General features: G+C 69.0%; 14 protein-coding genes. 5 read left to right on the top strand and 9 right to left on the bottom strand.

Annotated elements, in window-relative coordinates:
• Positions 1-35: 35 nt before the first annotated feature.
• On the bottom strand, positions 36-1,466 hold the full coding sequence (locus tag ACWCPI_RS01730; protein ID WP_451036205.1) for an endo-1,4-beta-xylanase: 1,431 nt from the start codon (positions 1,464-1,466) through the stop codon (positions 36-38).
• 1,241 nt (positions 1,467-2,707) lie between these two features.
• On the opposite strand from ACWCPI_RS01730, the gene ACWCPI_RS01725 reads away from it, so the two are divergent.
• Entirely contained in the window at positions 2,708-4,135 is a 1,428-nt protein-coding gene (locus ACWCPI_RS01725; RefSeq protein ID WP_451036204.1) for a non-reducing end alpha-L-arabinofuranosidase family hydrolase, read from the top strand.
• Between the two features lie 195 nt (positions 4,136-4,330).
• On the opposite strand, the gene ACWCPI_RS01720 is transcribed toward ACWCPI_RS01725, so the two are convergent.
• The 8 genes from ACWCPI_RS01720 to prcB all read right to left on the bottom strand — a co-directional run bounded on the left by ACWCPI_RS01720 (position 4,331) and on the right by prcB (position 11,730).
• The gene (locus ACWCPI_RS01720; RefSeq protein WP_451036203.1) at positions 4,331-5,188 is read right to left on the bottom strand and encodes a PhzF family phenazine biosynthesis protein; all 858 of its coding nucleotides are present in this window, start codon (positions 5,186-5,188) and stop codon (positions 4,331-4,333) included.
• Positions 5,185-5,472 (bottom strand): DUF1330 domain-containing protein, encoded by a 288-nt coding sequence (locus tag ACWCPI_RS01715; protein WP_388810492.1) that lies wholly within the window; start codon positions 5,470-5,472, stop codon positions 5,185-5,187. The genes ACWCPI_RS01720 and ACWCPI_RS01715 overlap by 4 nt, the downstream gene beginning before the upstream one ends.
• Positions 5,473-5,498: 26 nt before the next feature.
• A complete protein-coding gene (locus tag ACWCPI_RS01710; RefSeq protein ID WP_451036202.1) occupies positions 5,499-6,488 on the bottom strand; it encodes an ornithine cyclodeaminase family protein in 990 nt (329 codons plus the stop codon).
• 37 nt (positions 6,489-6,525) lie between these two features.
• A complete protein-coding gene (locus ACWCPI_RS01705; protein ID WP_451036201.1) occupies positions 6,526-7,125 on the bottom strand; it encodes a hypothetical protein in 600 nt (199 codons plus the stop codon).
• Positions 7,122-8,168 carry an aminotransferase class IV gene (locus ACWCPI_RS01700; RefSeq protein WP_451036200.1) on the bottom strand — a complete coding sequence of 349 codons (1,047 nt, stop codon included), beginning with the start codon at positions 8,166-8,168 and terminating at the stop codon, positions 7,122-7,124. The genes ACWCPI_RS01705 and ACWCPI_RS01700 overlap by 4 nt, the downstream gene beginning before the upstream one ends.
• Positions 8,165-9,586 (bottom strand): phenylacetate--CoA ligase family protein, encoded by a 1,422-nt coding sequence (locus ACWCPI_RS01695; protein WP_451036199.1) that lies wholly within the window; start codon positions 9,584-9,586, stop codon positions 8,165-8,167. Before ACWCPI_RS01695 ends, ACWCPI_RS01700 begins: the two co-directional genes overlap by 4 nt.
• Positions 9,587-9,622: 36 nt before the next feature.
• Positions 9,623-9,919, bottom strand: a complete 297-nt coding sequence (locus tag ACWCPI_RS01690) for a Dabb family protein (protein WP_388810479.1) — start codon at positions 9,917-9,919, stop codon at positions 9,623-9,625.
• A 959-nt stretch (positions 9,920-10,878) separates the two neighbouring features.
• Entirely contained in the window at positions 10,879-11,730 is an 852-nt protein-coding gene (gene prcB, locus ACWCPI_RS01685) for a proteasome subunit beta (RefSeq protein ID WP_451036198.1), read from the bottom strand.
• A gap of 765 nt (positions 11,731-12,495) precedes the next feature.
• On the opposite strand from prcB, the gene ACWCPI_RS01680 reads away from it, so the two are divergent.
• The 4 genes from ACWCPI_RS01680 to ACWCPI_RS01665 all read left to right on the top strand — a co-directional run bounded on the left by ACWCPI_RS01680 (position 12,496) and on the right by ACWCPI_RS01665 (position 22,191).
• The gene (locus tag ACWCPI_RS01680) at positions 12,496-14,373 is read left to right on the top strand and encodes a non-ribosomal peptide synthetase (protein ID WP_451036197.1); all 1,878 of its coding nucleotides are present in this window, start codon (positions 12,496-12,498) and stop codon (positions 14,371-14,373) included.
• A gap of 275 nt (positions 14,374-14,648) precedes the next feature.
• Positions 14,649-15,950 carry a cytochrome P450 gene (locus tag ACWCPI_RS01675; protein WP_451036196.1) on the top strand — a complete coding sequence of 434 codons (1,302 nt, stop codon included), beginning with the start codon at positions 14,649-14,651 and terminating at the stop codon, positions 15,948-15,950.
• Positions 15,950-16,159 (top strand): MbtH family protein, encoded by a 210-nt coding sequence (locus tag ACWCPI_RS01670; protein ID WP_388810471.1) that lies wholly within the window; start codon positions 15,950-15,952, stop codon positions 16,157-16,159. The genes ACWCPI_RS01675 and ACWCPI_RS01670 overlap by 1 nt, the downstream gene beginning before the upstream one ends.
• Positions 16,160-16,170: 11 nt before the next feature.
• Entirely contained in the window at positions 16,171-22,191 is a 6,021-nt protein-coding gene (locus ACWCPI_RS01665) for an acyltransferase domain-containing protein (RefSeq protein ID WP_451036195.1), read from the top strand.
• Positions 22,192-22,231 lie beyond the last annotated feature (40 nt).

Below are 22,231 nucleotides of genomic sequence, written 5' to 3'. Positions count from 1 at the left end.
TCATCGATTCGCCCTTTCGTTCGTGGCAGGGCCCATCAGGTGCGGGTCCAGCGCTGGTTGCTGCTGTTCGAGCAGGAGTAGAGCTGGATCAGGGTGCCGTTGGCGGTGCCGCCCGCGACGGCGTCGAGGCAGAGGCCGGACTGGACGCCGACGATGGATCCGTCGGAGTTGAGGCGCCATTTCTGGTTGTCGCCGCCCCAGCAGCTGTAGATCTGGACCTTGGTCCCGTTGCCGGTGCCGGCGGCGTCCAGGCACTTGTTGCCGTAGACCCTGAGCTCGCCGGCGGCGGTGTGCGTCCACTGCTGGTTGGTGCCGTTGTGGCAGTCCCACAGGTGGAGCTGGGTGCCGTCGGTGGTGCTGGTGCCGGGCACGTCCAGGCAGCGGCCGGAACCGACGCCCTTGATCTGTCCGGAACCCGAAGGCGGCGTGGAGGAGCCGCCGTTGAGTGCGTCGAGGACGGCGGTGTAGGCGGGCTTCTTGCTGCCGTCGCGGTTGAACAGCAGCGGCGTGTGCTCCGGCCGCCAGGAGTCGGAGTCGCGCACACCCCAGACGGTGATGCCGAGGCAGCGCGGGACGGCCAGGCAGTCGTTGGTCACGGCGGCGTAGGTCGAGGCCGGGGCACCCTGGATGTCGAGTTCGGTGATGGCCACGTCGACGCCGAGGGCGGCGAAGTTCTGCAGAGTGGTGCGGAAGTTGCTGTTGTAGGGGCTGCCGCTGTTGAAGTGCGCCTGGAAGCCTACGCAGTCGATCGGTACGCCGCGCTGCTTGAAGTCGCGGACCATGGCGTACATGGCCTGGGTCTTGGCCCACGTCCAGTTCTCGACGTTGTAGTCGTTGTAGCAGAGCTTGGCGGCCGGGTCGGCGGCGCGCGCGGTGCGGAACGCGACCTCGATCCAGTCGTTGCCGGTGCGTTGCAGGTTGGAGTCGCGCCGGGCTCCCGAACTGCCGTCGGCGAACGCCTCGTTCACGACGTCCCACTGGGCGATCTTGCCCTTGTAGTGGGCCATCACGCCCTTGATGTGGTCGATCATCGCCTGGCGCAGCGAGCTGCCGCTGAGGGCCTGCATCCAGCCGGGCTGCTGGGAGTGCCAGGCCAGGGTGTGACCGCGCACCTGCTTGCCGTTCTGCACCGCCCAGTTGTAGACGCGGTCACCGGCGGTGAAGTTGAACTGGCCCCGCTGGGGTTCGGTGGCGTCGATCTTCATCTCGTTCTCGGCCGTCACCGAGTTGAACTCGCGGGCCGCGATCGCCGTGTACGCCGAGTCGCCCAGCCTGCCCGAGGCGATGGCGGTGCCGAAGTAGCGGCCGCTCTGGGCCGCCGCGGCGCCGAGCGTGCTCTCGGCGGCGTGTGCGGTCGGCGGCGCGGCCAGTGCACCGACCGCACCGAGGGCGCCGACGACCAGGGCCGACAGCACGTTGCGGAACTTCCGGCGGACAACGTGTCTGGGAAGGGCGTACGAGCCCATGGCTGTGCCTCCAAAGGAGAAGTCGGGGAAGGGCTGAAGGGCGGGGGACGGCACCGTCCGCTCCGGTTCGGCGGACGGACAGGGCCGGCCGGAGCCAGGGCGGCACGGAATCACCGGACACCGTGGTCATGGGACCGGGACGAACCCAGCCGGCACGGGCCGCACCCGGTCGGCCGTCGGGTGACGTCCGGGGGACGGCGGCGGCGTTCCGACACAGGCATGGGGTACTCCATCGCGGCTCAGCCGGGGGGCCGTCGCGCGGCATCGCGTACCTCTCCAACTGGGTGAAGAGACAGGATGCGCGGGTGCGAACCTCACCGGGACGAAACGGGTGGCGCAGGTGCGTTGGTGCGCGACCTGACGTGCGGCTGTGCGGGCAGCTCCGTGCGGCTCGAACTGCCCAAGGACGCTGTGCTTCGACATATCGAACAGCGGCCGGTTCTCAGACAGGGAGATTGAGGGATTGACGATGCATCGTCAATACTCTTCGCGGATAAAGTTTCCGCTCTTCTATCGAAAGTTTCGATTTTCCAGTGATGTGGCTGGCTAGCTCCCGGCACCGTCGTGCGGCGGGTGTCGTGGGGCTGGGACCGGGGGTGGATGCGCGAAGGGATCGGCGACGGAGCTGGCCAGAGGCTCTTCCGCCGCGCTTTCGAGGTTTGGTCAACAGGCCGGGTTCGGCCGGGTTCGAGGCGGGTGGTGATCTCCCGGACGGTTGCCGACGCGGTCTCCCGTCGCCTCGGTCGGCAATCCGTCCGTGCCGGGAGAGCTGAATGCCTCGAATGTTTCGGTTTAGATGGCGACACATGCGAGAGGTATTGACGCCGCTCACCCGTTCCTTATCATTCAGAACGCTCGCCATCTCGAATTTTGTTCGAAATTGCGAATGCATCGAAGTCTCTCCGCTCGCGGCGGGGCGACTGCGGATCGCTGTCCGAACGTGGAGCCGCAAGGAGCCGTGTCGCGCCCGCGTGTCATGACCTCGCCAATCCATTCCGTGGCCAGGAGAAGCACGAACCCGCTCCCACGCTTCGGACGTCGCCGGGCAACGGTCCCGACCCCCGCGCCCACGCCGTCCGAAGGCGCGGGTGCCACCGGTCTCGCGGAAGGCCGCGGAAGGACAAGGACGTCACAAGCGGTCCGCCTCGGTGCAGGTCGCCGCACGCCGTACTGCCCCGACAGTCCGGACCACCTCTGACGAGGCCGGCCGGAGCCGCCTACTCGAGGGTGAGGAAGTCCCCATGCACACAGGAAGTTTCAGCCGCAGGCATCCGTCTGCGGTGCTCGCCGCCGCGGTCGCGGTCCTGGCCGCGCTGGCGGCGATGCTCGTCGCCACCCCGGCTCAGGCGGCTTCCACCGGCGCCCTGCGCGGTGCCGGTTCGAACCGGTGCCTCGATGTGCCCGGCGCCAGCCAGACCGACGGCACGTACCTGCAGATCTACGACTGCTGGAGCGGGACCAACCAGCAGTGGACGCTGACGGACGGCAACCAGCTCACCGTCTACGGCAACAAGTGCCTGGACGTTCCAGGCCACGCCACCACGCCCGGTACCCGGGTGCAGATCTGGACCTGTTCCGGCGGTACGAACCAGCAGTGGCGGGTCAACGCCGACGGCACGGTCGTCGGCGTGCAGTCCGGGCTCTGCCTCGAGACCGCGGGCGCCGGTACGGCCAACGGCACAGCGGTACAGATCGGCACGTGCAACGGCGGCAGCAACCAGAAGTGGAGCGGCCTGTCCGGGACCCCGACCCCGCCGGACGGCACATGCACCCTTCCGTCGACGTACCGGTGGACCTCGACGGGTGTGCTGGCCCAGCCGGCGCACGGGTGGGCCTCGGTGAAGGACTTCACCACCGTGACGCACAACGGCAGGCACCTGGTCTACGCGTCGAACTTCTCGGGCTCGTCGTACGGCTCGATGATGTTCAGCCCCTTCACGAACTGGTCGGACATGGCGTCGGCCGGTCAGACCGGGATGAGCCAGGCCGCGGTGGCGCCCACGCTGTTCTACTTCGCGCCCAAGAACATCTGGGTGCTGGCGTACCAGTGGGGTGCGTGGCCCTTCATCTACCGCACGTCGACCAACCCCACCAACCCCAACGGCTGGTCCGCCCCGCAGCCGCTGTTCACCGGGAGCATCTCCGGCTCCGACACCGGCCCGATCGACCAGACCCTGATCGCCGACGGCCAGAACATGTACCTGTTCTTCGCCGGTGACAACGGCAAGATCTACCGGGCGAGCATGCCGATCGGGAACTTCCCGGGCAACTTCGGCTCGTCGTACACGACGATCATGAGCGACACGAAGGCCAACCTCTTCGAGGGCGTACAGGTCTACAAGGTCAAGGGCCAGAACCAGTACCTCATGATCGTCGAGGCGATGGGCGCGAACGGGCGCTACTTCCGCTCCTTCACGGCCTCCAGCCTCAGCGGCTCGTGGACCCCGCAGGCCGCCACCGAGTCCAACCCCTTCGCGGGCAAGGCCAACAGCGGTGCCACCTGGACCAACGACATCAGCCACGGCGACCTGGTCCGCAACAACCCCGACCAGACCATGACCATCGATCCCTGCAACCTGCAGTTCCTCTACCAGGGCAAGGCCCCCAACGCGGGCGGTGACTACAACCGACTGCCGTGGCGGCCGGGTGTCCTGACCCTGCGGCGCTGACACCGCTGACCAGCCTCACCGTCCTGAGGAACCCCAGCCGTGCGGCGGCCGGGGTTCCTCTCGTGCCCGGTGCCGGCCGACTCACCTGCCGGGTTCACGACCACGGTACGGCGACGGCGCCGACAAGGCGGGTGCGACGTTCGCCTGGGCTCTTCCCCCTGCCGACGGGCGGTTCGTCACGCGGCGGAGCGAGGATCACACATTGACGGTGCCACGGACACAGGTGAGGGAGCGGCCACCGACCCACACCTCTGCCTCGTGGGCCTCGATGGTCACCACACCCTGACGACGGACGCGACCGCCCTGCCCGGCGCGGTAGCAGCGGGGGGCGGCGCCGGCGCGGATGAGCCACTGGGCGATACCGGCGTGCAGACTGCCGGTCACCGGATCCTCTCGTACACCCGCGGGCATGGCGAAGGCCCGAACCTCGAACGCGACGGGCGAGCCCTCGGGGTGGGCGCCGACCACGCCGAGCATCAGGTCGCCCATGTGACGGTCGTCCGGATCCAGCGCCAGGACCTCCTCGGCGGTGGCCAGTCGCACGGCCGCCCAGCCCGGCCCGTTGTCCACCCACTGGTGGTCGACGATCCGCTCCCTGCCGATCCCGAGCCCCCGGGCTATCCGGTCGAGGTGCGCCGAGTCCAGCGGGCCGTCGCGCTTGAGGTCGGGCGCGCGGAAACTCAGGCCGCTGTCGGACCGCCGTATGTCGATCAGCCCGAGCGGACACTCCTGGACCAGCTTCCCCGGCGACTTCGGTACGCCGCCCGCCTCCAGCCACGCGTGGGCGGAGCCGAGCGTGGGATGACCGGCGAACGGGATCTCGCCGCCCGGGGTGAAGATGCGCAGACCGTAGTCGGCCTCACCGGAGGCGGGCGGTACCACGAAGGTCGTCTCGGAGAGATTGGTCCACCTCGCGAGCCGGGCCATGTCCCGGTCGGTGATCCCGTCGCCGTCGAGGACGACCGCCACGGGATTGCCGAGAAGGGGCTCGTCGGTGAACACGTCGACCTGGGAGAAGGCCCGGGTGCGCGGGCCGTCCGCGGCCGAGGTCACTCGCCCTCCACCAGGATCAGGTCCATATGGGTGCCGTCACGCAGCGGGACGATGTCCCGGTACTCGGGAGAGGAGTACCACTGTCTGGCCTGGTCGGCCGTCGGGAACACCATCACCGACAGGTGCGTGGGCTTCCAGTCACCCTCCAGCACCTCGAACTCACCACCCCGGATCATGAATCCGCCGCCGTACAGTTCCAGTGTCCGGAGCACCTTCGCGCGGTACTCCGCCATACGTTCCTCGTCGCCGATGACTCCGACGTTGCCGATCAGCAGTGCGGTCATACGCCAACTCCCTCGTCTTCGGTGGTTCAGCAGGTGAAGTCGGTGACCGTGCCGATGCCGAGGCGCCGGGCGGCCCGTACGACGGCGAAGCCGGACGCGACGTCCTGGGCCGCCATCCCCAGCGACTTGTAGAGCGTGCGCTCGGCCGGGTCCGTACGGCCGGGGTGCTTGCCGAGCAGCACCTCGCCGATCTCGGTCAGGGGCCGGTCGGCCGGCACGAGGCCCGCCTCGACCGGAGCGGCGAGTTCCGAGGACTCGCGCTGAGCGCCTTCCCTGCTGTCCACGAACACCGTGCAGGACGCCACCGCAGCCGCGTCGAGTTCGCGCTTGCCGGGCACCGAGGATCCGACCGCGTTGACATGCGTTCCCTCAGCCAGGTCCCCGGCGCTCACCACGGGCTCGGTCGTGTCCACCGTGGTGCACACCAAGTCCGCGCCGTACAGCGCCTGGGCAGGCGTGCCCATCGGCTCGACCACGATGCCGGCCTCCGTACGCGCCCACGCGACGAACTCCTCGGCGCGCGCCGACCCCCGGTTCCACATCCGTACTCTGCGCAGCTCCCTGATCTCGCGCAGCGCCAGGAGATGGGCGCGGGCCTGGGTGCCGGCCCCGATCAGAGCCAGGTCGCCGGCGTCCGGCAGGGCCAGCGCGTCCGTGGCGACGGCCGACGCGGCAGCCGTACGCAGCGCGGTCACCGCCGCCCCCTCCAGCATGGCCAGCGGCTGACCGGTCTCGGGGTCGAACACCACCACCACACCCACGTGCGTCGGCAGTCCCCTCGCCGCGTTGCCAGGAGCATGCAGCACGGCCTTCAGCCCGTAGCCGGAGTCGGACTCACCGCCGACATGACAGGGCATGGCGGCGAACAGTGAGGTGTCACGCCCTGACGACAGGACCGTGCGCACGGGCTGGACGACTTCGCCGGCGCTGTAGCGGCGCATCACCTCGGCCACCACCCGGTACGCCTCCGCCACCGGGAACGCCTCTCGTACCTGGTCTCCACTCAGCAGCAGCATGGAGTCCCCTCCTGACTCGTCTGGTGTGTCATGGTGCTCATGCCGTCCGGGCGGGCGGCTCGACCCGGGTGAAGACCGACCAGACCATCAGGATCGGCCGGGTGTCCGAGATGAACTCCAGGCCGTTCAGCTCGGCCGACGGAACGGTGGTGAGCGCGAGGTCGGCGATGCCGTCGGAGGCCGCCTGGGCGGCGGCACTGGTCGAGGTCGAGTGGATCACCTTGTAGGAGCTGTGTCTGCGGGGCAGCAGCTGGCCGATGATCGGTTCGGGCGCGGGGTGAGTCGCGATGGTGGGGGCGTCCGGCACCGCGGCGTTGGGCGGCACGGCGATGCCGTACAGCGGGGTGTCCAGGACGAACACGTTGGCCAGTGCCAGGTCGGGGTCCATGTAGAACTGGTTGACCGCACTGTAGGCGTTGGCCACGATCACATGCGTGACCCGGCCGTCGCGCAGCGCCGCTCCCGCGTCCTCGTAGGTGTCGAAGAGGTGGATGGGGGGCTGGGAGCCGTCGGATCCGGAGAGGCGTATGAAGTGCCGCGCGGCGGCCTCGCTGCTCGTGCCCTGCGGTCCGAGGGTGCCCACGGCCGACACCTGGTCCGAGCCGCGTAGGAGGGCCGTGAAGCTCAACAGCGTCATGCTTTGCTCCTTGAGGGCTGGCGATGAGGTGAGGCGGGAGTGCTGCGGACTTCCGGTACGTCCACGGGAAGGCGCCATTCGGGATGGGGCCCGTCGGCATGCCGGGTGACCGCGTCGTAGAGGGCGGCGAGCCGGCGGGTGACCTCGCCGACGGTGCCGTCTGCGATCATGCGGCCCGCGAGGCTGACCACCGGGACCACGCCCTTGCCCGTGGAGGAGAGGAAGACCTCGTCGGCGGTGAACACGTCCGACGGGCTCAGCTCGCGTTCGACGACCTCCGTACCGGACTCCCGGCACAGCGTGATCAAGGTGTCCCTGGTGATGCCCGGCAGTATGTCGCTGGTGCCGGGCGGGGTGAGGACCCGGCCGGCGGCCACGGCGAAGACGTTCGCGGTGGTCGCCTCGGCCACATGTCCCGAGCCGTCCAGGAGAAGTGCGTCGTCGTAGCCGGCGGCACGGGCTTCGTCGGAGGCCAGCGCGCTGACCACATAGCCACCTGTGATCTTGTTCTGGGAGGGCAGTGCGTCGCGGGGCGGGCGCCGCCAGGTGCTGAGTCCGCAGTGCGCCGCCTTCGCGATCCCGTAGGACGGGAAGCCGAACGTCGTGATGGACAGCCCGTCGGAGACGCCCGACAGCGAGACGCCGGGGGGCGCGTCGGGAAGCAGGGCGAGCTTGTGGGCCAGCGGCCGTACGTAGACGTCGCCCTCGTGGTTGTTGCGCCGGATCAGCTCGACGGTGATGGCGATGAGGTCCTCGACATCGGTGGGGATGTCGGTGATACGCAGGATCCGGCAGGCACGCAGCATGCGTGCGTAGTGCTCGCGCACCCTGAACAACTGCTGAGGGCCCTGGTCGCAACGGTAGGCGCGGATGCCCTCGAAGGTGCCGGTGCCGTAGTGCAGCGCCTGGGTGGACAGTGGCAGCCGTGGCTCGGCCGCCGGGACGAACTCGCCCCGGTCATAGGCCCATGCCCCGAGGGCGATCCCCGATGCCGGGCGCCTTTGCGGGCCGGTCGCGGTGTGGTCCGGGTCATGAGTGGTCATCGAGCCCTCGCCGCCGCGATGCGCTCGGCCGACGTGTTCTCGAGCGAGGACTCGGCGCGCAGATCCACGACCCGGGCGGCCTTCCAGCTCACCATGGCACCGGTGCTCGTGATGGGGCCGGGAGAACCGGTCGTGACCGTCAGAGGGGTGTCCAGCTCCCGTCGGCAGTCCTCGGCGGCGGCTTCGACGGCATCCCAGTGGTCGCCGGCGGGGCCGGCCTGCAAGGTCAGCGACAGCACGTCCTGGCCGACGGCGTTCCGGTCCACGGTGACCTGGTAGTCCAGATAGTCCCGGAACCGGCGCAGCAACAGGTCTTCGAGGTCGTATCCGTTGACGAGGTGCCCGTTGAGGCGCAGCCGGTCACGTACCCTTCCGATGGCCTCCAGCGCCGGGGCCGGTACGGCGGCATCGGGACCGGGGTCGGTCATCCGGACCATGTCGCCGGTGCGGTACCTGATGAGCGGTTTGGCGCCCGCGTAGAGGTTGGTCACGACGAGTTCGCCGCACCGCACGCCGTCCGCGTCCGGGGCCACCGGCTCGGTGCCCTCGGGCTCGATCACCTCGTAGTGGTTGATCAGGGGCGCGGTGCGGAGCGAGCCGTCCGCGGTGGCCGCCGCGAGCACCGACGCCTCCTGCGAGGCGTAGAGGCAGTTGCGCGCCTCGGCCCCCCACACCTCGCCGATGTTCCGCAACAGACTGGGTGACATCAGTTCACCCGTGAGCATCAGGATGTCGAGCGAGAAGTCCCGCTTGAGGTCGAACCCCGCGTCCAGCGCCTTCTGAGCGAGACTCATGGCCATGCCCGGGGTGCAGAACAGCCCGGTCAAGGGCAGGGAACGCATGAGCTCCAGCGCACGGTCGAAACCGACCAGCGGAGAGTGCGGCCACATCTTGGCCACCCCGTGGCCCAGGTTGCGGCAGACATCGCCGAAGGTGTCCCCGGTCGCGTGCAGTTCGGTGGGGCCCGAGACCCCGATGACCTGGCCGTCCCCGTACCGGGCGAGTACGTCGCGGTAGTACGCGGTGAGAACGGTGTTGTTGTGAATGGAGTCGGAGTTCGTGCGCGGGCACGGTGTCGCCGCTCCGGTCGTGCCGGTGGTCTCGTAGAAGATCCATGCCTGGGAGACCGGCAGGGACAGGATCTCGAGCTGGGCCTTCCTCAGGTCCTCCTTGGTGGTGAACGGAAGGGACCGCAGGTCGTCGATGCTCAGTGCCGAGATCTCGTCGTCCGTGAGAGCCGACAGCCTTTCCTGGTAGAAGGGCGATCTGGCCCGTGCGTACGCCACGACCTCGCGCAGCCGCCGCGTCTGATGGGCTGTCAGTCGTGCGGCGTCCCACTCCCCTGAGGCAAAGGCGTCGAACTGGTCACGTAACTCCCGTGTGAGAGCCCCTGCTTCGGGGTCGTACTCGGTGAACACCCGGGTCTCCAATCGCTCGACTCGTAAGGAAGCGGTTCACGCGTCGTTCAGATCGATTACCACCCAGTCGGAGATGGCTCGCCACAGCTCCACCGAGGCGCGGTGAAAACTATTGACCTGATACCTTTCCAGGGCTGCCAAATCGGGCAATACGCCGATGATGGCAAAGTCGTAAGAAATGTCGCGGTCGACTGTGTTCCAGCCCGTGCGCCAGGTGAGAAGCTCGGGGACGTTGCGTCCGACGTCATTCGCGAATTTCTCGGCCTCGATCACCGCCGGTGAGCTCCGCTCGAATCCGTCCTTGAGTTTGAAGAGAGCTATGTGCGTGATCATCGACACCCTTCACGCACGTCCCCGCAGGGCACATGGGGATTGTGCGGTTTAGTCGTTGTGGAGCGCAGGCCCCGACGGCACTTCCTGTGGATTCCCCTTGCTGCGATCATGCCGACACATCGGGTGCCGATCAATCGCACATTGTCGATGGTGTGTATCGAGGGATTGGATGAACCGCCCGTTCGGACAAGCCTGGAGACGGTGCATCCTGGAGAGGGAAGTCCTGGCGGATATCCATGCCCGGATGAGCGATATGACGAGTACGGCCCGGTTCGCAAAGGCCGAGGGGCACCGGTGGACTGATCACCGCGGCCGCTGATGCCGGCCGGCGCCGCTGCAGGCGTGCGGAAGGAGCAGGGCAGAGCGAGTGGCTGCAGGCCGGAGCGTGCCGAACCACCGTATGCCGACGCGATGTTGAGGGCGGCGTCGGCTTGTGCCGCGCCGGGCTCGACCGGCCGTCCGGGCGCTCGCGGCGTGCAACGCACCGGCCACAAGCGAGAGTTGGTGCCGGTGCCGGGCCTGTGCCTTGTCCGCGGTATCCGTGGCCCGTCGGCAGCCGCGTCGCGAGCCCGGTCCGGGAAGGCGCCCGGCGTGGCGCCGGGGAGGAGAGAGGCCCGCACCACCGTGCGCGTGCGCGAGGACGTACCGGAGCGTGCGGGCCTGGCTGCTGATGCATGGTTTCACCATGGCCCGGCCGACGGGTGCGGGACCGTCGGCTTCGTCTGCGTGATGCGGTCGGGAATCAGCCACGTCGCATGCGCCGCCGACGGCCTCGATACGGCCCTGTGGTCCCACGACGCACATCGCCGTCATCCCGTGGAGGCGCTCGCGCGGGAGACCTGCCGTTGTCGGAGCGCGACCCGAAGACCCGGCGCGAAGACGCCGGAACAGGCTCCTCTACGGGCGCCCCGGAGAGCAGATGGCCACCCGGCCTCCGGGCACGCGCCGATGAGGAGCGCTCACAGTGAGGCGACCGGGCCGTCCGGCTGCCTCTGGCGCTGCGCGATCATCTCGCGGCTCAAGTCCTCCGTCTCCTGCTCGGAGAGACGCTCGAAGCCGTCCTCGGTGATCACCGAGACGATGGGGAAGATCCGGCGGCTCAGGTCCGGGCCACCGGTGGCCGAGTCGTCGTCGGCCGCGTCATAGAGAGCCTGCAGCGCGGCGAGCGCCGCCTCGCGGCGGGACATCCCCGGGCGGTACAGCTTCTTCAGTGAGCCCCGGGCGTACGGGGATCCGGAGCCCTCGGCGTAGAAGTCGGGCTTCTCGTACGGACCGCCGGTGACGTCGAAACTGAAGATGCGGCCGCGCTTTCCCTCGGGGGCGGACGGCTCGTATCCGGCGAGCAGCGGAACCACGGCGAGCCCCTGCATGGCCTGGCCGAGGTTCTGCCGGATCATCGTGGCCAGCCTGGTCGCCTTCGCGTTGAGGGTCATGGGGATGCCCTCGATCTTCTCGAAGTGCGTCAACTCGACCTGGAACAGCTTCACCAGGTCGATCGCGAGACCCACGGTGCCGGCGAACGCGACGGCCGTGTAGTCGTCCGTCGGATGGACCTTCTCCAGGTCGCGCTGGGCGATGAGGTGCCCCATCGTCGCCCTGCGGTCGCCGGCGATCATCACTCCTTCGCCGTAGGTGAGCGCCAATACCGTGGTGCCGTGCGGCACTTGGTCCGGCGCGGCCCGAACTCCCTCAGGCAGGACCGGGTGCAGGCTGAGCAGCTCGGGCCGGTAGGCGTGGACGAACTCGGTGAAGGAGCTTCCGGGGGCGAAGAACTCCGCGCCCAGGCGGCCTGCGGACTCGTGCCCAGTCATGTTTACCCTCCCGAAGCCCAGCGGACGATCAACTACTACCATGAACGGCTCGTCGGAAAACGCCGCCCGCCATGAACGGCTTGTCCGAGAACCGCCGTCCCTCATGAACGGCTTGTCCGAGAACTGCCGTCCGCCATGAACGGCTCGTTGCCGACCCCGACGACGAGGGCGACGGCAGGGCCATGTCCCTGGTCCTGCAACGCCTTTGCGTGCGGCTCGCGGAGATCGAGGACGGCGATCCACGACCTGCCTCGCGGCCCCTGGTATGTCGCGTGACGGCGCGCAGAACCCGTAGGCCACCGGCACCGCCCGTTCCCGCTTCCGCTCACCGGCCGGAGCCGTGGAACCGGGCGTGCGCACGTGGCGGCGGGGCGGGGCCGGGCATGCGCGAAATACCGAGCCAAATGGCACTGATTCAGACGCCTGTCGTCCGAGTCCATGCGTTGGATCATGGATCACATAAGGCGTTCCTGTGCATCGACAAAGCACGTTTGGAGATCGACTCCGGCTGTCGGATAGTAGGTGGACCAGCCCCTATTCCCATGTTCGGCATTGTGCTGGGCGCCTGCCTGTCCCCTTGAGACGGCGTTGACGGGTGGGTGCAGCTTCAGTCGCAAAAATGTGGTGCAAGCCAAGCGCCCTGGAAAGGGAGATCGTGGCTACATTGCTCGCCTATTCCGACTCCGTGCTCTTCCAGGTGGTCGACAATCCGGATCTCGAACTCCGTCGCAGCGCTGCGGAGTCGGAGCAGAAAGGAATCGAGCTGTGACGGTCACCACAGGAACATTGCACGGGAGGTTGCTGGAGTACGCCACCCAGGCCCCGGACGCACCGGCGATCTACTCCGCCGCGGGCGTGATGACCTATGGAGAGCTTGACCGGCGATCCGCGCTTCTGGCCGAGCAACTGGTGGTGGAAGGCGCGGGGCCGGGGGTACCGGTCGGCATCTGCGTGGAGCGGACACCGGATCTGTTCGTCGCCATTCTCGCGACCCTCCGCTCGGGCGCCTGCTATCTGCCGCTCGACCCCAAGTACCCGGACGAGCGGCTGGCCTTCATGGTGGAGGACAGCGGCACGCGTCTGCTCTTGTCCACACCCGCGTCGGCGGACCGCTGCCCGGTCGGCCCCAGAACGCTGGTGCTCGGGGAGTCCGTCACCGTCAAGGCGCGGTCCAGCGCCACGCGGGCCCCCGCCGCCACGGCTCCGGCCGACACGGCGTACGTCATCTACACCTCTGGTTCCACGGGCCGGCCCAAGGGCGTCCCGATCAGGCACAGCAGCTGCGCGGCGATGCTGTCCGAGGCGGACCGGATCTTCGCGGAGTGCGATCTGAGCGGTGTGGCCGCCGTGAGCTCGATCTGCTTCGACCTGGCGGTCATGGAGTTCTTCGTGCCGCTCTCTCGTGGCGGCGGTGTGGTGTTGCTGGAGAGCGCGGTCCACCTTCTGGAGAGTCCGCATCTGCACCGGGTGACGCACATCAACTCCGTGCCGTCCGCGATGGCGAGCCTGCTCGACGGGGGCAGCATGCCGACCGGGCTGCGGTCCGTGGTCCTCGGGGGCGAGCCGGTGCGCCGCCAACTCGTCGACCGGGTGTACGCGGAGTCGAAGGTGGAGCGGGTCTTCAACGGGTACGGCCCCACGGAGGGCACCGTCTTCTGCACCTTCAAACTGGTACCGCGCGACGAGGCCGGCGAACCGTCCATAGGCAGCCCCAGCTCCACCGCCCGGATCTACGTCCTGGACGACAGGCTGCGACCCCTGCCGGAGGGGGAGCCCGGGGAGCTCTATCTCGGCGGCGAAGGCCTGGCCTGGGGGTACCTCAACCGGCCGGGGCTGACCGCGGAACGTTTTGTACCGGATCCGCGGCTGGCCGGCGAACGCATGTACCGCACAGGCGACATCGGCCGCTATCTGCCCGGCGGCGAACTGGAGTTCATCGGCCGTGCGGACCACCAGGTGAAAGTGCGCGGGTACCGCATCGAACTGGAGGAGGCCGAGTCCTGGCTGTCCGGATGCCCGGAAGTACGCGCGGCGGCGGTCGCGGTACAGGCGCGCGACGGGCAGCCGCACGCGGGGTCACTGGTGGCATACGTGGTGCCGGAGGAGCCCTGGGCGCGGGACGCCGAAGGCAAGGACCTCTGGCTGGACGAAAGCCTCCAGGCTCGTATCACCAAGAGACTGAGCGGGTCGCTGCCGGACTACATGGTCCCCGAGAAGGTGGTGTTCCTCGCCGGGCTCCCGGTGTCGCCCAACGGCAAGCTCGACCGGGCGGCGCTGCCCGAGCCACCCGCGTCGGTCGCGTCGGCGACGAAGGAACCCCCGGGCACCCCGACCGAGGCCGCTCTCGTCGAGCTGTGGGCGCAACTCCTCGAACGTGACCCGCGGACGATCGGTGTCCACGACACGTTCTTCGACCTCGGCGGAGACTCGCTGCTGCTGATCCGGCTGGCCAAGCAGATGACCCGGCGGTTCGGAAAGAGGGTCGGGGTGTCGGACCTCTTCCGGTTCCGCGAGATCACCGCACTCGCCGACTGGCTGGACAACGGTGACGGTACGGAGTCCGAAGCGATCACGGAGGCGAAGCGTCGCGCGTCGAACCGCCGCGCGTTCGTACGCGGCCGGGGCCGACCGTCGGCCGGCTGAGCCGATCCCGTGCACGACCACTGGCACGCACAGGAGGTTTTCACGCCGATGCGGAACCCGTCAGAGCGAGATCACGGCGGAATCGATCTCGTCACCGTTCGGACCCCGACCCGATGTCCCGGAGCGGGCGACGAAGAACACGGCAGGAGGGCTGTGGCCGGCCCGGGCCGGACGGCGGCCATGATGCCGCTCCGGCACCGCCTGGACAGGGGCGGCGGCCGGCATGTGCCTGAGGATTCCGGACGCTGTCCGGACCGGGTCCGGGAGACGGACCGGTGAGCACGGAACGCGTCGGCTCCTCCTCGGCCCGGGCCGTCCGGAGGGACGGAACGGAAGCGGCTGATGTCACCTTCGACCTGGGCGATCCCGCCACGTTCGCGGAGCACGATCTTTCCGAGTTCTGGCGCGGGCTGAGAGACACCCGCCCCGTCCACTGGAACCCGCCCACGCAACACCGCCGCGGATTCTGGGTCCTGTCCCGCCATGAGGACATCATGGCCGTCCACCGCGACGACGAGACCTTCACCTCGGAGCGCGGAAACGTACTCGTCACCCTGCTGGAAGGTGGCGACGCGGGGGCGGGCAAGATGCTCGCGGTCACCGACGGCCCGCGGCACGAGCAGTTGCGCAAGATCCTGCTGCGATCCCTGGGACCACGTGTTCTCCAACCCGTGGCGGACGCCGTGCGGGCGAACACCCGTCAGCTGGTCCGGGAGGCGGTCCTGCGTGACGAGTGCGACTTCGCCCTGGACATCGCCAGCCGTATCCCCATGACCACCATCTCCAATCTCCTCGGCGTCCCCGAGAGCGACCGCGACTTCCTGCTGAAGCAGACGAAGACCGCGCTGAGCGCCGATGACGACGACGTCGACGAGATGGAGTCGGCGATGGCGCGCAACGAGATCCTGCTCTACTTCATGGACCTGGTGGAGGAGCGACGAAGCGCCCCCGGGGACGACCTGATCAGCACGCTGGCCGCCAGCACGGTCGACGGGGCCGGGCTGAGCGACGAGGACGTCGTGCTCAACTGCTACAGCCTGATCATCGGTGGCGACGAGACCAGCCGGCTGACCATGATCGACAGCGTGCACTCGCTCGCCGCGCACCCGGAGCAGTGGCAGCGGTTGAAGGACGGCGACTGCTCGATCGACACGGCCGTCGACGAGGTGTTGCGCTGGGCGTCCCCCTCGATGCACTTCGGCAGGAGCGCCGTACGGGACACCGAGATCCACGGCGTCCGTATCGCGAAGGGGGACATCGTCACCCTGTGGCACATCTCGGCCAACCATGACGAACGGGTCTTCGACCGGCCCGACGTGTTCGACCTGGGACGCCGACCCAACAAACACATCTCGTTCGGCTACGGACCCCATTTCTGCGTCGGCTCCTATCTTGCCAAGATCGAGATAGCCGAACTCCTGATGGCTTTGCGGGACTTCGTCCTGGATGTCGAGCAGGCCGGCGACGCGCTGAGGATCCACTCGAACCTGCTGAACGGCTATCACAGCCTGCCGGTGCGACTGCGGCCGAACCACGTCGGACTGGCACGCGACGACGAGCTGAACGGAGCGAAGTGATGACGGGCAATCCGTTCGACACGGATGAAGGTGACTGGCAGGTGGTCGTCAACCACCAGGGACACCACGCTCTTTGGCGGCCTTTCCTGGATCTTCCGGCCGGCTGGGACATCGTCTTCTCGGATACCGGCCGGGAGGGCGCGCTGAACTACATCGAGCGGAACTGGAAGAGCCTCGGCCCGGTGGATCGGCCGGGGGAAGCGCCGTAAGGGGAGCTGGAATGTCGAAAGAGCGTGTAGCGCCAGACTTGCATGCTGTAACAGAGTTTCTGCTCTCTCGGGTTGTCGAGCTGCTGGACGTGTCCAGGAGCGAGGTGCATCGGGGGGTACCGGTCCATCGGTACGGACTGGACTCGGTGAAGTCGGTGGCTCTTGCCGCGTCGTTGTCCGAGTTCGTCGGCTGGAAGGTCCCGGCCACGTGGATGTGGCAGTACCCGACCGTCGACGAGCTCGCCCGTGCGCTTGTCGACGGTCCGGGTGCGGCCGAGCCCGCCCCGAGCACCGACCGCCGCGCGGGATCGCATGAACCCATCGCGATCGTGGGCATCGGCTGCCGGTTCCCCGGCGGACCGGATCCGTCCGCGTTCTGGCAGCTGCTGGTCGAGGGCGGCGACGCCGTCGGACCGGTGCCGCCCGCGCGCCGCGAGCTCCTGAACGACAGGGTGCGCTGGGGCGGGTTCATCGACGGAATCGACCAGTTCGACCCGCTGTTCTTCGGCATCTCACCCCGCGAAGCCGTCCAGATGGACCCGCAGCAGCGTCTCATCCTGGAGCTGTCCTGGGAGGCGCTGGAGGACGCGGGGATCGCGCCCCACAGCCTCGTCGGCAGCGACACCGGCGTCTTCATGGCCTCCTGCTGGGGCGACTACGCCGCTCTGGCGCACTACCGCGGCCCCGACAGCCAGATCACTCCGCACACCGCCACCGGCATGCACGACGGCATCATCGCCAACCGCGTCTCCTACATCCTCGGCCTGCAGGGCCCGAGCATGGCCATCGACGCCGCCTGCGCCGGATCGCTGGTCTCGGTGCACGTGGGATGCCAGTCGCTGTGGCTGGGCGAGAGCGATCTGGTGATCGCCGGTGGCGTGAACCTGAGCTTCGTCTCCGACTACTACACCGCCATGGACGCGATGGGCGCGCTCGCCCCGGACGGCCGCTGCAAGTCGTTCGACGCCCGCGCCAACGGCTACGTCCGCGGCGAGGGAGCCGGGGTCGTCGTCCTCGCACCGCTGAGCGTGGCACTCGAACGTGACCTACCGGTGTACTGCCTGATCAAGGGCAGCTCCTCCAACAACGACGGACTGAGCAACGGCATGACCGCGCCGAACCCCCAGGCGCAGGAGAAGATGCTCCGTACCGCGTACCAGCGGGCCGGCATCGCACCGCACCTCGTGGACTACATCGAGTGCCACGGCTCCGCGACGCCCCTCGGCGACCCGATCGAGGCCAACGCCATCGGCGCGGTCCTCGGCGGTGACCGCGCGGAGCCGCTGCGGCTCGGTTCGGTCAAGTCCAACGTCGGGCACCTGGAGGCGGCGGCCGGCATCGTCGGCCTGGTCAAACTCGCGCTGTCGATGCGCAACGGCGTGCTGCCGCCGAGCCTGCACTACACCGCCCCCAACCCGCAGATCATGTTCGACGAGTACAACCTCACCGTCCAGGACCGGCTGACGCCGTGGCCGCGACGGTCCGACGCGCGCAGGGGCGGCGTCAGCTCGTTCGGCTTCGGCGGCGCGATCTGCCATGTCGCCGTCGAGGAGCTGCCGCGGCCGGAGACCTCACTGCTCCTGCTGGCCGCGGACTCCCGCGAGGCGCTGGCCGAGCGGGTCGCGGCGCTGCGCGACGAGACCGACCTGCGCGCCGTCTGCAGCCGGACACCTGGGGAGGGAACCTTCCGGCTCGCGGCCACCGCCCGCGACATGACCGAACTCAGGACGCTGCTGGACGCCTTCACCGGCGGTGCGACGGTCGCCGGGCTGAGTGTCGGCGAGAAGGCCGAGCGCAAGCCGCGGGTGGCCTTCCTGTTCTCCGGCAACGGTTCGCAATGGGTGGGCATGGGCAGGCAACTGCTCGCCGGCATGCCCGTGTTCCGCCGGTCCATGATGCGCTGCGACCAACGGATGCGGGAGTTGCTGGGCTTCTCGCTCGTCGACCAGATGCTGGCACCCGACGGCCGCATCGACGACATGGACGTCTTCCAGCCGTTGCTGTTCTCCATACAGGTCGCGCTGGCCGAGGCCTGGCGCTCGTTGGGGGTGGAACCGGACGTCGTCGTGGGACAGAGCGTCGGTGAGTTCGCCGCCTCCCACATCGCCGGCGCACTCGACTTCGAGGACGCCTCCCACCTGGCCGCCCACCACGGCCGACTCCTCCAGCAGCTGGCCGTCGGACGCGGCGACGGCATCGTGGTCATGACCGGAGCGGACGAGGTCGAGCAGTACCTGAGCGGACGGCTCACGGTGTCCGGCTACAACGGCCTGAACTCCACCCTGGTCACCGGCACACCGCAGGAGATCGACGATCTCGTGCAGCGGCTGACCGACAAGGGCGTCACGAACCACCGGGTGCGGATGGGCCACGCACCGCACTCGCCCCTGATCGACCACGTCCTCGCCCCCCTGAGGGCCGAACTCGAAGGTCTCACGCCCCGTTCCGCACGCATCCCGATGATCTCGACCGTCACCGGCGAACCGGTCGAGGGCACGGAGCTCGGACCGGACTACTGGGCGAGCAACCTGCGCCAGGAGATCCGCGTGGTCGACGCCCTGAAGAACCTGCGGGACCACGACATCGACGCGGTGATCGAACTCAGTCCGCACCCCGTCCTGCTGAAGTCGGTGTCGGAGATCCTCACGGCGGCCACCCTGCCCTCGCTCCGGCGCGGCGCCGACGAAGCCTCGACCCTGCTCGGCTCGCTCGGCGCCCTGTACACCGCCGGCCTCCCGGTACCGGCCAACCCGTTCCTCGCGGGTGACCGGGGACGTCATGTCACGCCGATCCGGCGCGACGTCGTCGCCGACGAGCGGGTACATCTCATCCCCGTCTCGGCGCACACGCCGGCCGCCCTGGCCGACACCTGCCGTGAGTTGTCCAACCACGTCGAACGCGACACGGGCCTGCGGGTCTGCGACCTCGCCTACACGCTCGCGACCAGACGCACCCACCATGGGCGACGGCTCGCGCTGCTCGCCCGCAACCGTCAGGACGTCCTGGACGGGCTGGCCCGGGTCGCCGCCGGTCAGTCGCATCCCGACGTCGCCACGGGCACGGTCTCCGGCAACGTCGACCGGCGGGTGGCGCTGGTCTTCTCCGGCGGTGGAACCCAGTGGGTGGGAATGGGGCGGGAGCTGATGCGCTCGCACCCCGGGTTCCGCGCCTCGATGGAGGCGTGCGACGCCGCCGTGCGCCTGGCCGGTGGCTGCTCGGTGCTCGACCAGCTCGCCGCCCCGGCCGACGAGGCCAGGTTCGAGGAGATGGACTTCCAGCAGCCCGTCCTGTTCGCCCTGCAGGTCTCGCTGGCGAAGGTCTGGCTCGACCTCGGCATCGAGCCCACCGCCGTCGTCGGGCACAGCCTGGGCGAGGTCGCCGCCGCGTGTGTCGCCGGAACGCTGTCGCTGGACGACGCCGCCCGCGTCGTCGTGGCCCGGTCGCACCTGCTCGAACGGAAAGCGGCGCCCGGCGTCATGATCTCGGTCGACCTGCCGGAGCAGGAGCTGCTGCCGCGGCTCGCCCCGTACGCCGAGCACGCGGCCGTCGCCGTGGTCAACAGCCCCACCAGCGCCGCGGTCTCCGGCTCGCCGGAAGCCGTACGCGCCCTGGAGGCCGACCTGCGGCGGGACGGGATCTCGACCAGGAACATCAGGGTCGAACGGCCGGTGCACAGCCCCGGCATGGATCCTCTCATCGAGCCGCTGCGCGAGCGCATCGACGGCATCACCCCCCTGACCAACACCATCGAGTTCCGTTCCACGGCACTGGCCGACACGGTGAACCCGGTCACCGACGTGGACTACTGGGTGCACAACCTGCGCAACCAGGTTCGGTTCGCCGAGACCATCGGTGCGCTGGTCGACGACGGCGTCAGCACCTTCATCGAGATCGGCCCGCACGAGACGTTGCGCGGCGCGGTCGAGGAGATCGCACTGACCCGTGGCGCCCAGGTGCACGCGATCAACTCCTTGCGCCGCGACGAAAGTGACGTCCGCTGCCTGCTGGCGGCCGTCGCGTCGCTGTACGTCAGAGGCATCCCGCTGACCTTCGACTCGTTGTTCGCCGACGACGTCGAGGTCGTGGAGACACCGCTCGTGCAGTGGCAGAAGGACCGCTACTGGCTGGACACCGCGCCGCGCCGCGACATCGCGCCGGCCGCGGCCGCGGCCCCGGCCGCCGAGACCGTGACGGAGGCCGAGGTCGAGCCGGTGGAGAGCCGACCGGCCGCGGACAGGCCGGTGGCGGAGGTCGTCCTCGCCGAACTCGCCGACGCCCTGGGCGTACCGGTGAGCAGGTTCGACTCGAACGCCGGCCTGCGCGAGTTCGGCCTGGACTCGATGCTGGCGATCCGCCTCGTCAACAGGTTGCAGGCGCTGTTCGGGCAGCGGGTGTCGCCGGTGGTGTTCCTGGACGGCCGGACGATCTCCGAGGTCGTCGCCCATGTCGTCGGGGCCGTCGAGGGGACGACGCCGGCCGTGGCGGCACAGCCGGCCCCGGCGCCGGTTCCCGAGGTGGTGGCCGAGCCGACGCCCAGGGCCGAGCCGGCACCGGCGTTCCTCGACGACCTGTCCGAGCTGGATGCCGAGGAACTGGTGGAGGAACTGGCCGTGCGCGGCCTGCTCGACCCCACCGACGCCCCGGCATCGGAGCAACTGCGCGCCGACGGTCTCGGGTTTGAGCTGGCGCCGGCGTCGCACGGCCAGGCCTCGCTGTGGTTCATGCAGCAGGTCGATCCGGACGCGGTGCCCTACAACTTCATGGTGGCCGCCCGGATCAGGACCTCGGTCGACCACCAGGCGCTCGACGACGCCGTACGGTCCGTGATGGAGCGGCACCCCGCGCTGCGCACGGTCTTCGTCGAGGTGGGCGGCCACCCGTACCAGGTCATCCTGGATGAACCGGTGTACGAGTTCATCGTGGTGGACAGCTCGGACCTGGACGACGAACAGGCCCGTGAGGAACTGGCCGAGTACGGGCACCAGCCCCTCGACATGGACAACGGGCCGCTGGTGCGGGTCGTGCTGATGACCCGTGGGCCCGCGGACCACTACCTGCTGGTGCTCGTGCACCACATCGCGTCCGACGCGGCGTCGGCCGATGTGATGATCCGTGAACTGCAGGAGTTCTACGAGGGTGCCGACCCCGCCGCGAGCGATCCGGTCCCCCCGTACACGGACTTCGTCGAGTGGGAGCGCAAGTGGCTGGCCGGCCCGGCGGCCGACGCGGCACTGGACTGGTGGTCGCAGCAGCTGGCCGACCCGCCCGCCCACGTCGACCTGTCCGCCGCGGAGCGCCCACCCGGTGTCACCTACGAGGGGCGCGACCTCACGTTCCGCTGGAGCGCCGAGGAGACCCGTCGGCTCAGGGAGTTCGCGGTACGCGAGGGTGTGTCGATCAGCACCGTCGTGCTGGCCGGGTTCTTCGCCACGCTCAACCGCGCGGCCGGCGTCAAGGACTCCGTACTGGCCACCGCCATCGCCCAACGCGGCGAGCCCGGCTGGGAGTCGGCCATCGGCTACTACCTGAACACGGTTCTGGTGCGGGCGAAACCCGCCGGAGACCGCAGTTTCCGGGACCTGCTGGGAGAGGTCCACGCTTTCTCCCTCGGCCTTCTCGAGCACATGAACTACCCGCTCGACCGGCTGGCGTCCGTCCTGAAACCGCCCAGGTGCGAAGGCCGGCCCCCCTGGTTCGACGTCGCGGTGAACTGGCTGTCCTCGGACGCCTTTCCCCGCTCCACCAAGCTCTTCCACGGCAGGGGCGACACCATCGCCCCCGACAGCGCACTGCCGCTCGAACCGATGGCGGTGCGCAGGCACATCGCCAAGTTCGACCTGGAGATCTCGATGGCCGACATCGACGGCGAGGCGTTCGGCCACGTCCAGTACAAACCCCGCTACCTGGAGAAGGAGACCGTGACGGAGCTCCTCGCGCTGTACCGCACGGTGCTCTTCGCATCGATGGCCCAGCCCGACCTGGCACTGGAGGACATCACGCCGAGCAGCGGTCCCGAGGGGACGGGCCGGTGAAGGAGTCCCCGCACGCCGAGTTCCTCGATCGAGCGGCCAA

It is taken from the genome of Streptomyces sp. NPDC001920 (assembly GCF_053594495.1).
The sequence above is the reverse complement of the archived record's forward strand: the minus strand, read 5'-3'. Positions and strand labels throughout refer to the sequence as shown.

Coding starts and splice junctions, on each gene's coding strand:
- ACWCPI_RS01730 (WP_451036205.1), bottom strand. CDS start 1,466: ATGGGCTCGTACGCCCTTCCCAGACACGTTGTCCGCCGGAAGTTCCGC.
- ACWCPI_RS01725 (WP_451036204.1), top strand. CDS start 2,708: ATGCACACAGGAAGTTTCAGCCGCAGGCATCCGTCTGCGGTGCTCGCC.
- ACWCPI_RS01715 (WP_388810492.1), bottom strand. CDS start 5,472: ATGACCGCACTGCTGATCGGCAACGTCGGAGTCATCGGCGACGAGGAA.
- ACWCPI_RS01710 (WP_451036202.1), bottom strand. CDS start 6,488: ATGCTGCTGCTGAGTGGAGACCAGGTACGAGAGGCGTTCCCGGTGGCG.
- ACWCPI_RS01705 (WP_451036201.1), bottom strand. CDS start 7,125: ATGACGCTGTTGAGCTTCACGGCCCTCCTACGCGGCTCGGACCAGGTG.
- ACWCPI_RS01700 (WP_451036200.1), bottom strand. CDS start 8,168: ATGACCACTCATGACCCGGACCACACCGCGACCGGCCCGCAAAGGCGC.
- ACWCPI_RS01690 (WP_388810479.1), bottom strand. CDS start 9,919: ATGATCACGCACATAGCTCTCTTCAAACTCAAGGACGGATTCGAGCGG.
- prcB (WP_451036198.1), bottom strand. CDS start 11,730: ATGACTGGGCACGAGTCCGCAGGCCGCCTGGGCGCGGAGTTCTTCGCC.
- ACWCPI_RS01670 (WP_388810471.1), top strand. CDS start 15,950: ATGACGGGCAATCCGTTCGACACGGATGAAGGTGACTGGCAGGTGGTC.
- ACWCPI_RS01665 (WP_451036195.1), top strand. CDS start 16,171: ATGTCGAAAGAGCGTGTAGCGCCAGACTTGCATGCTGTAACAGAGTTT.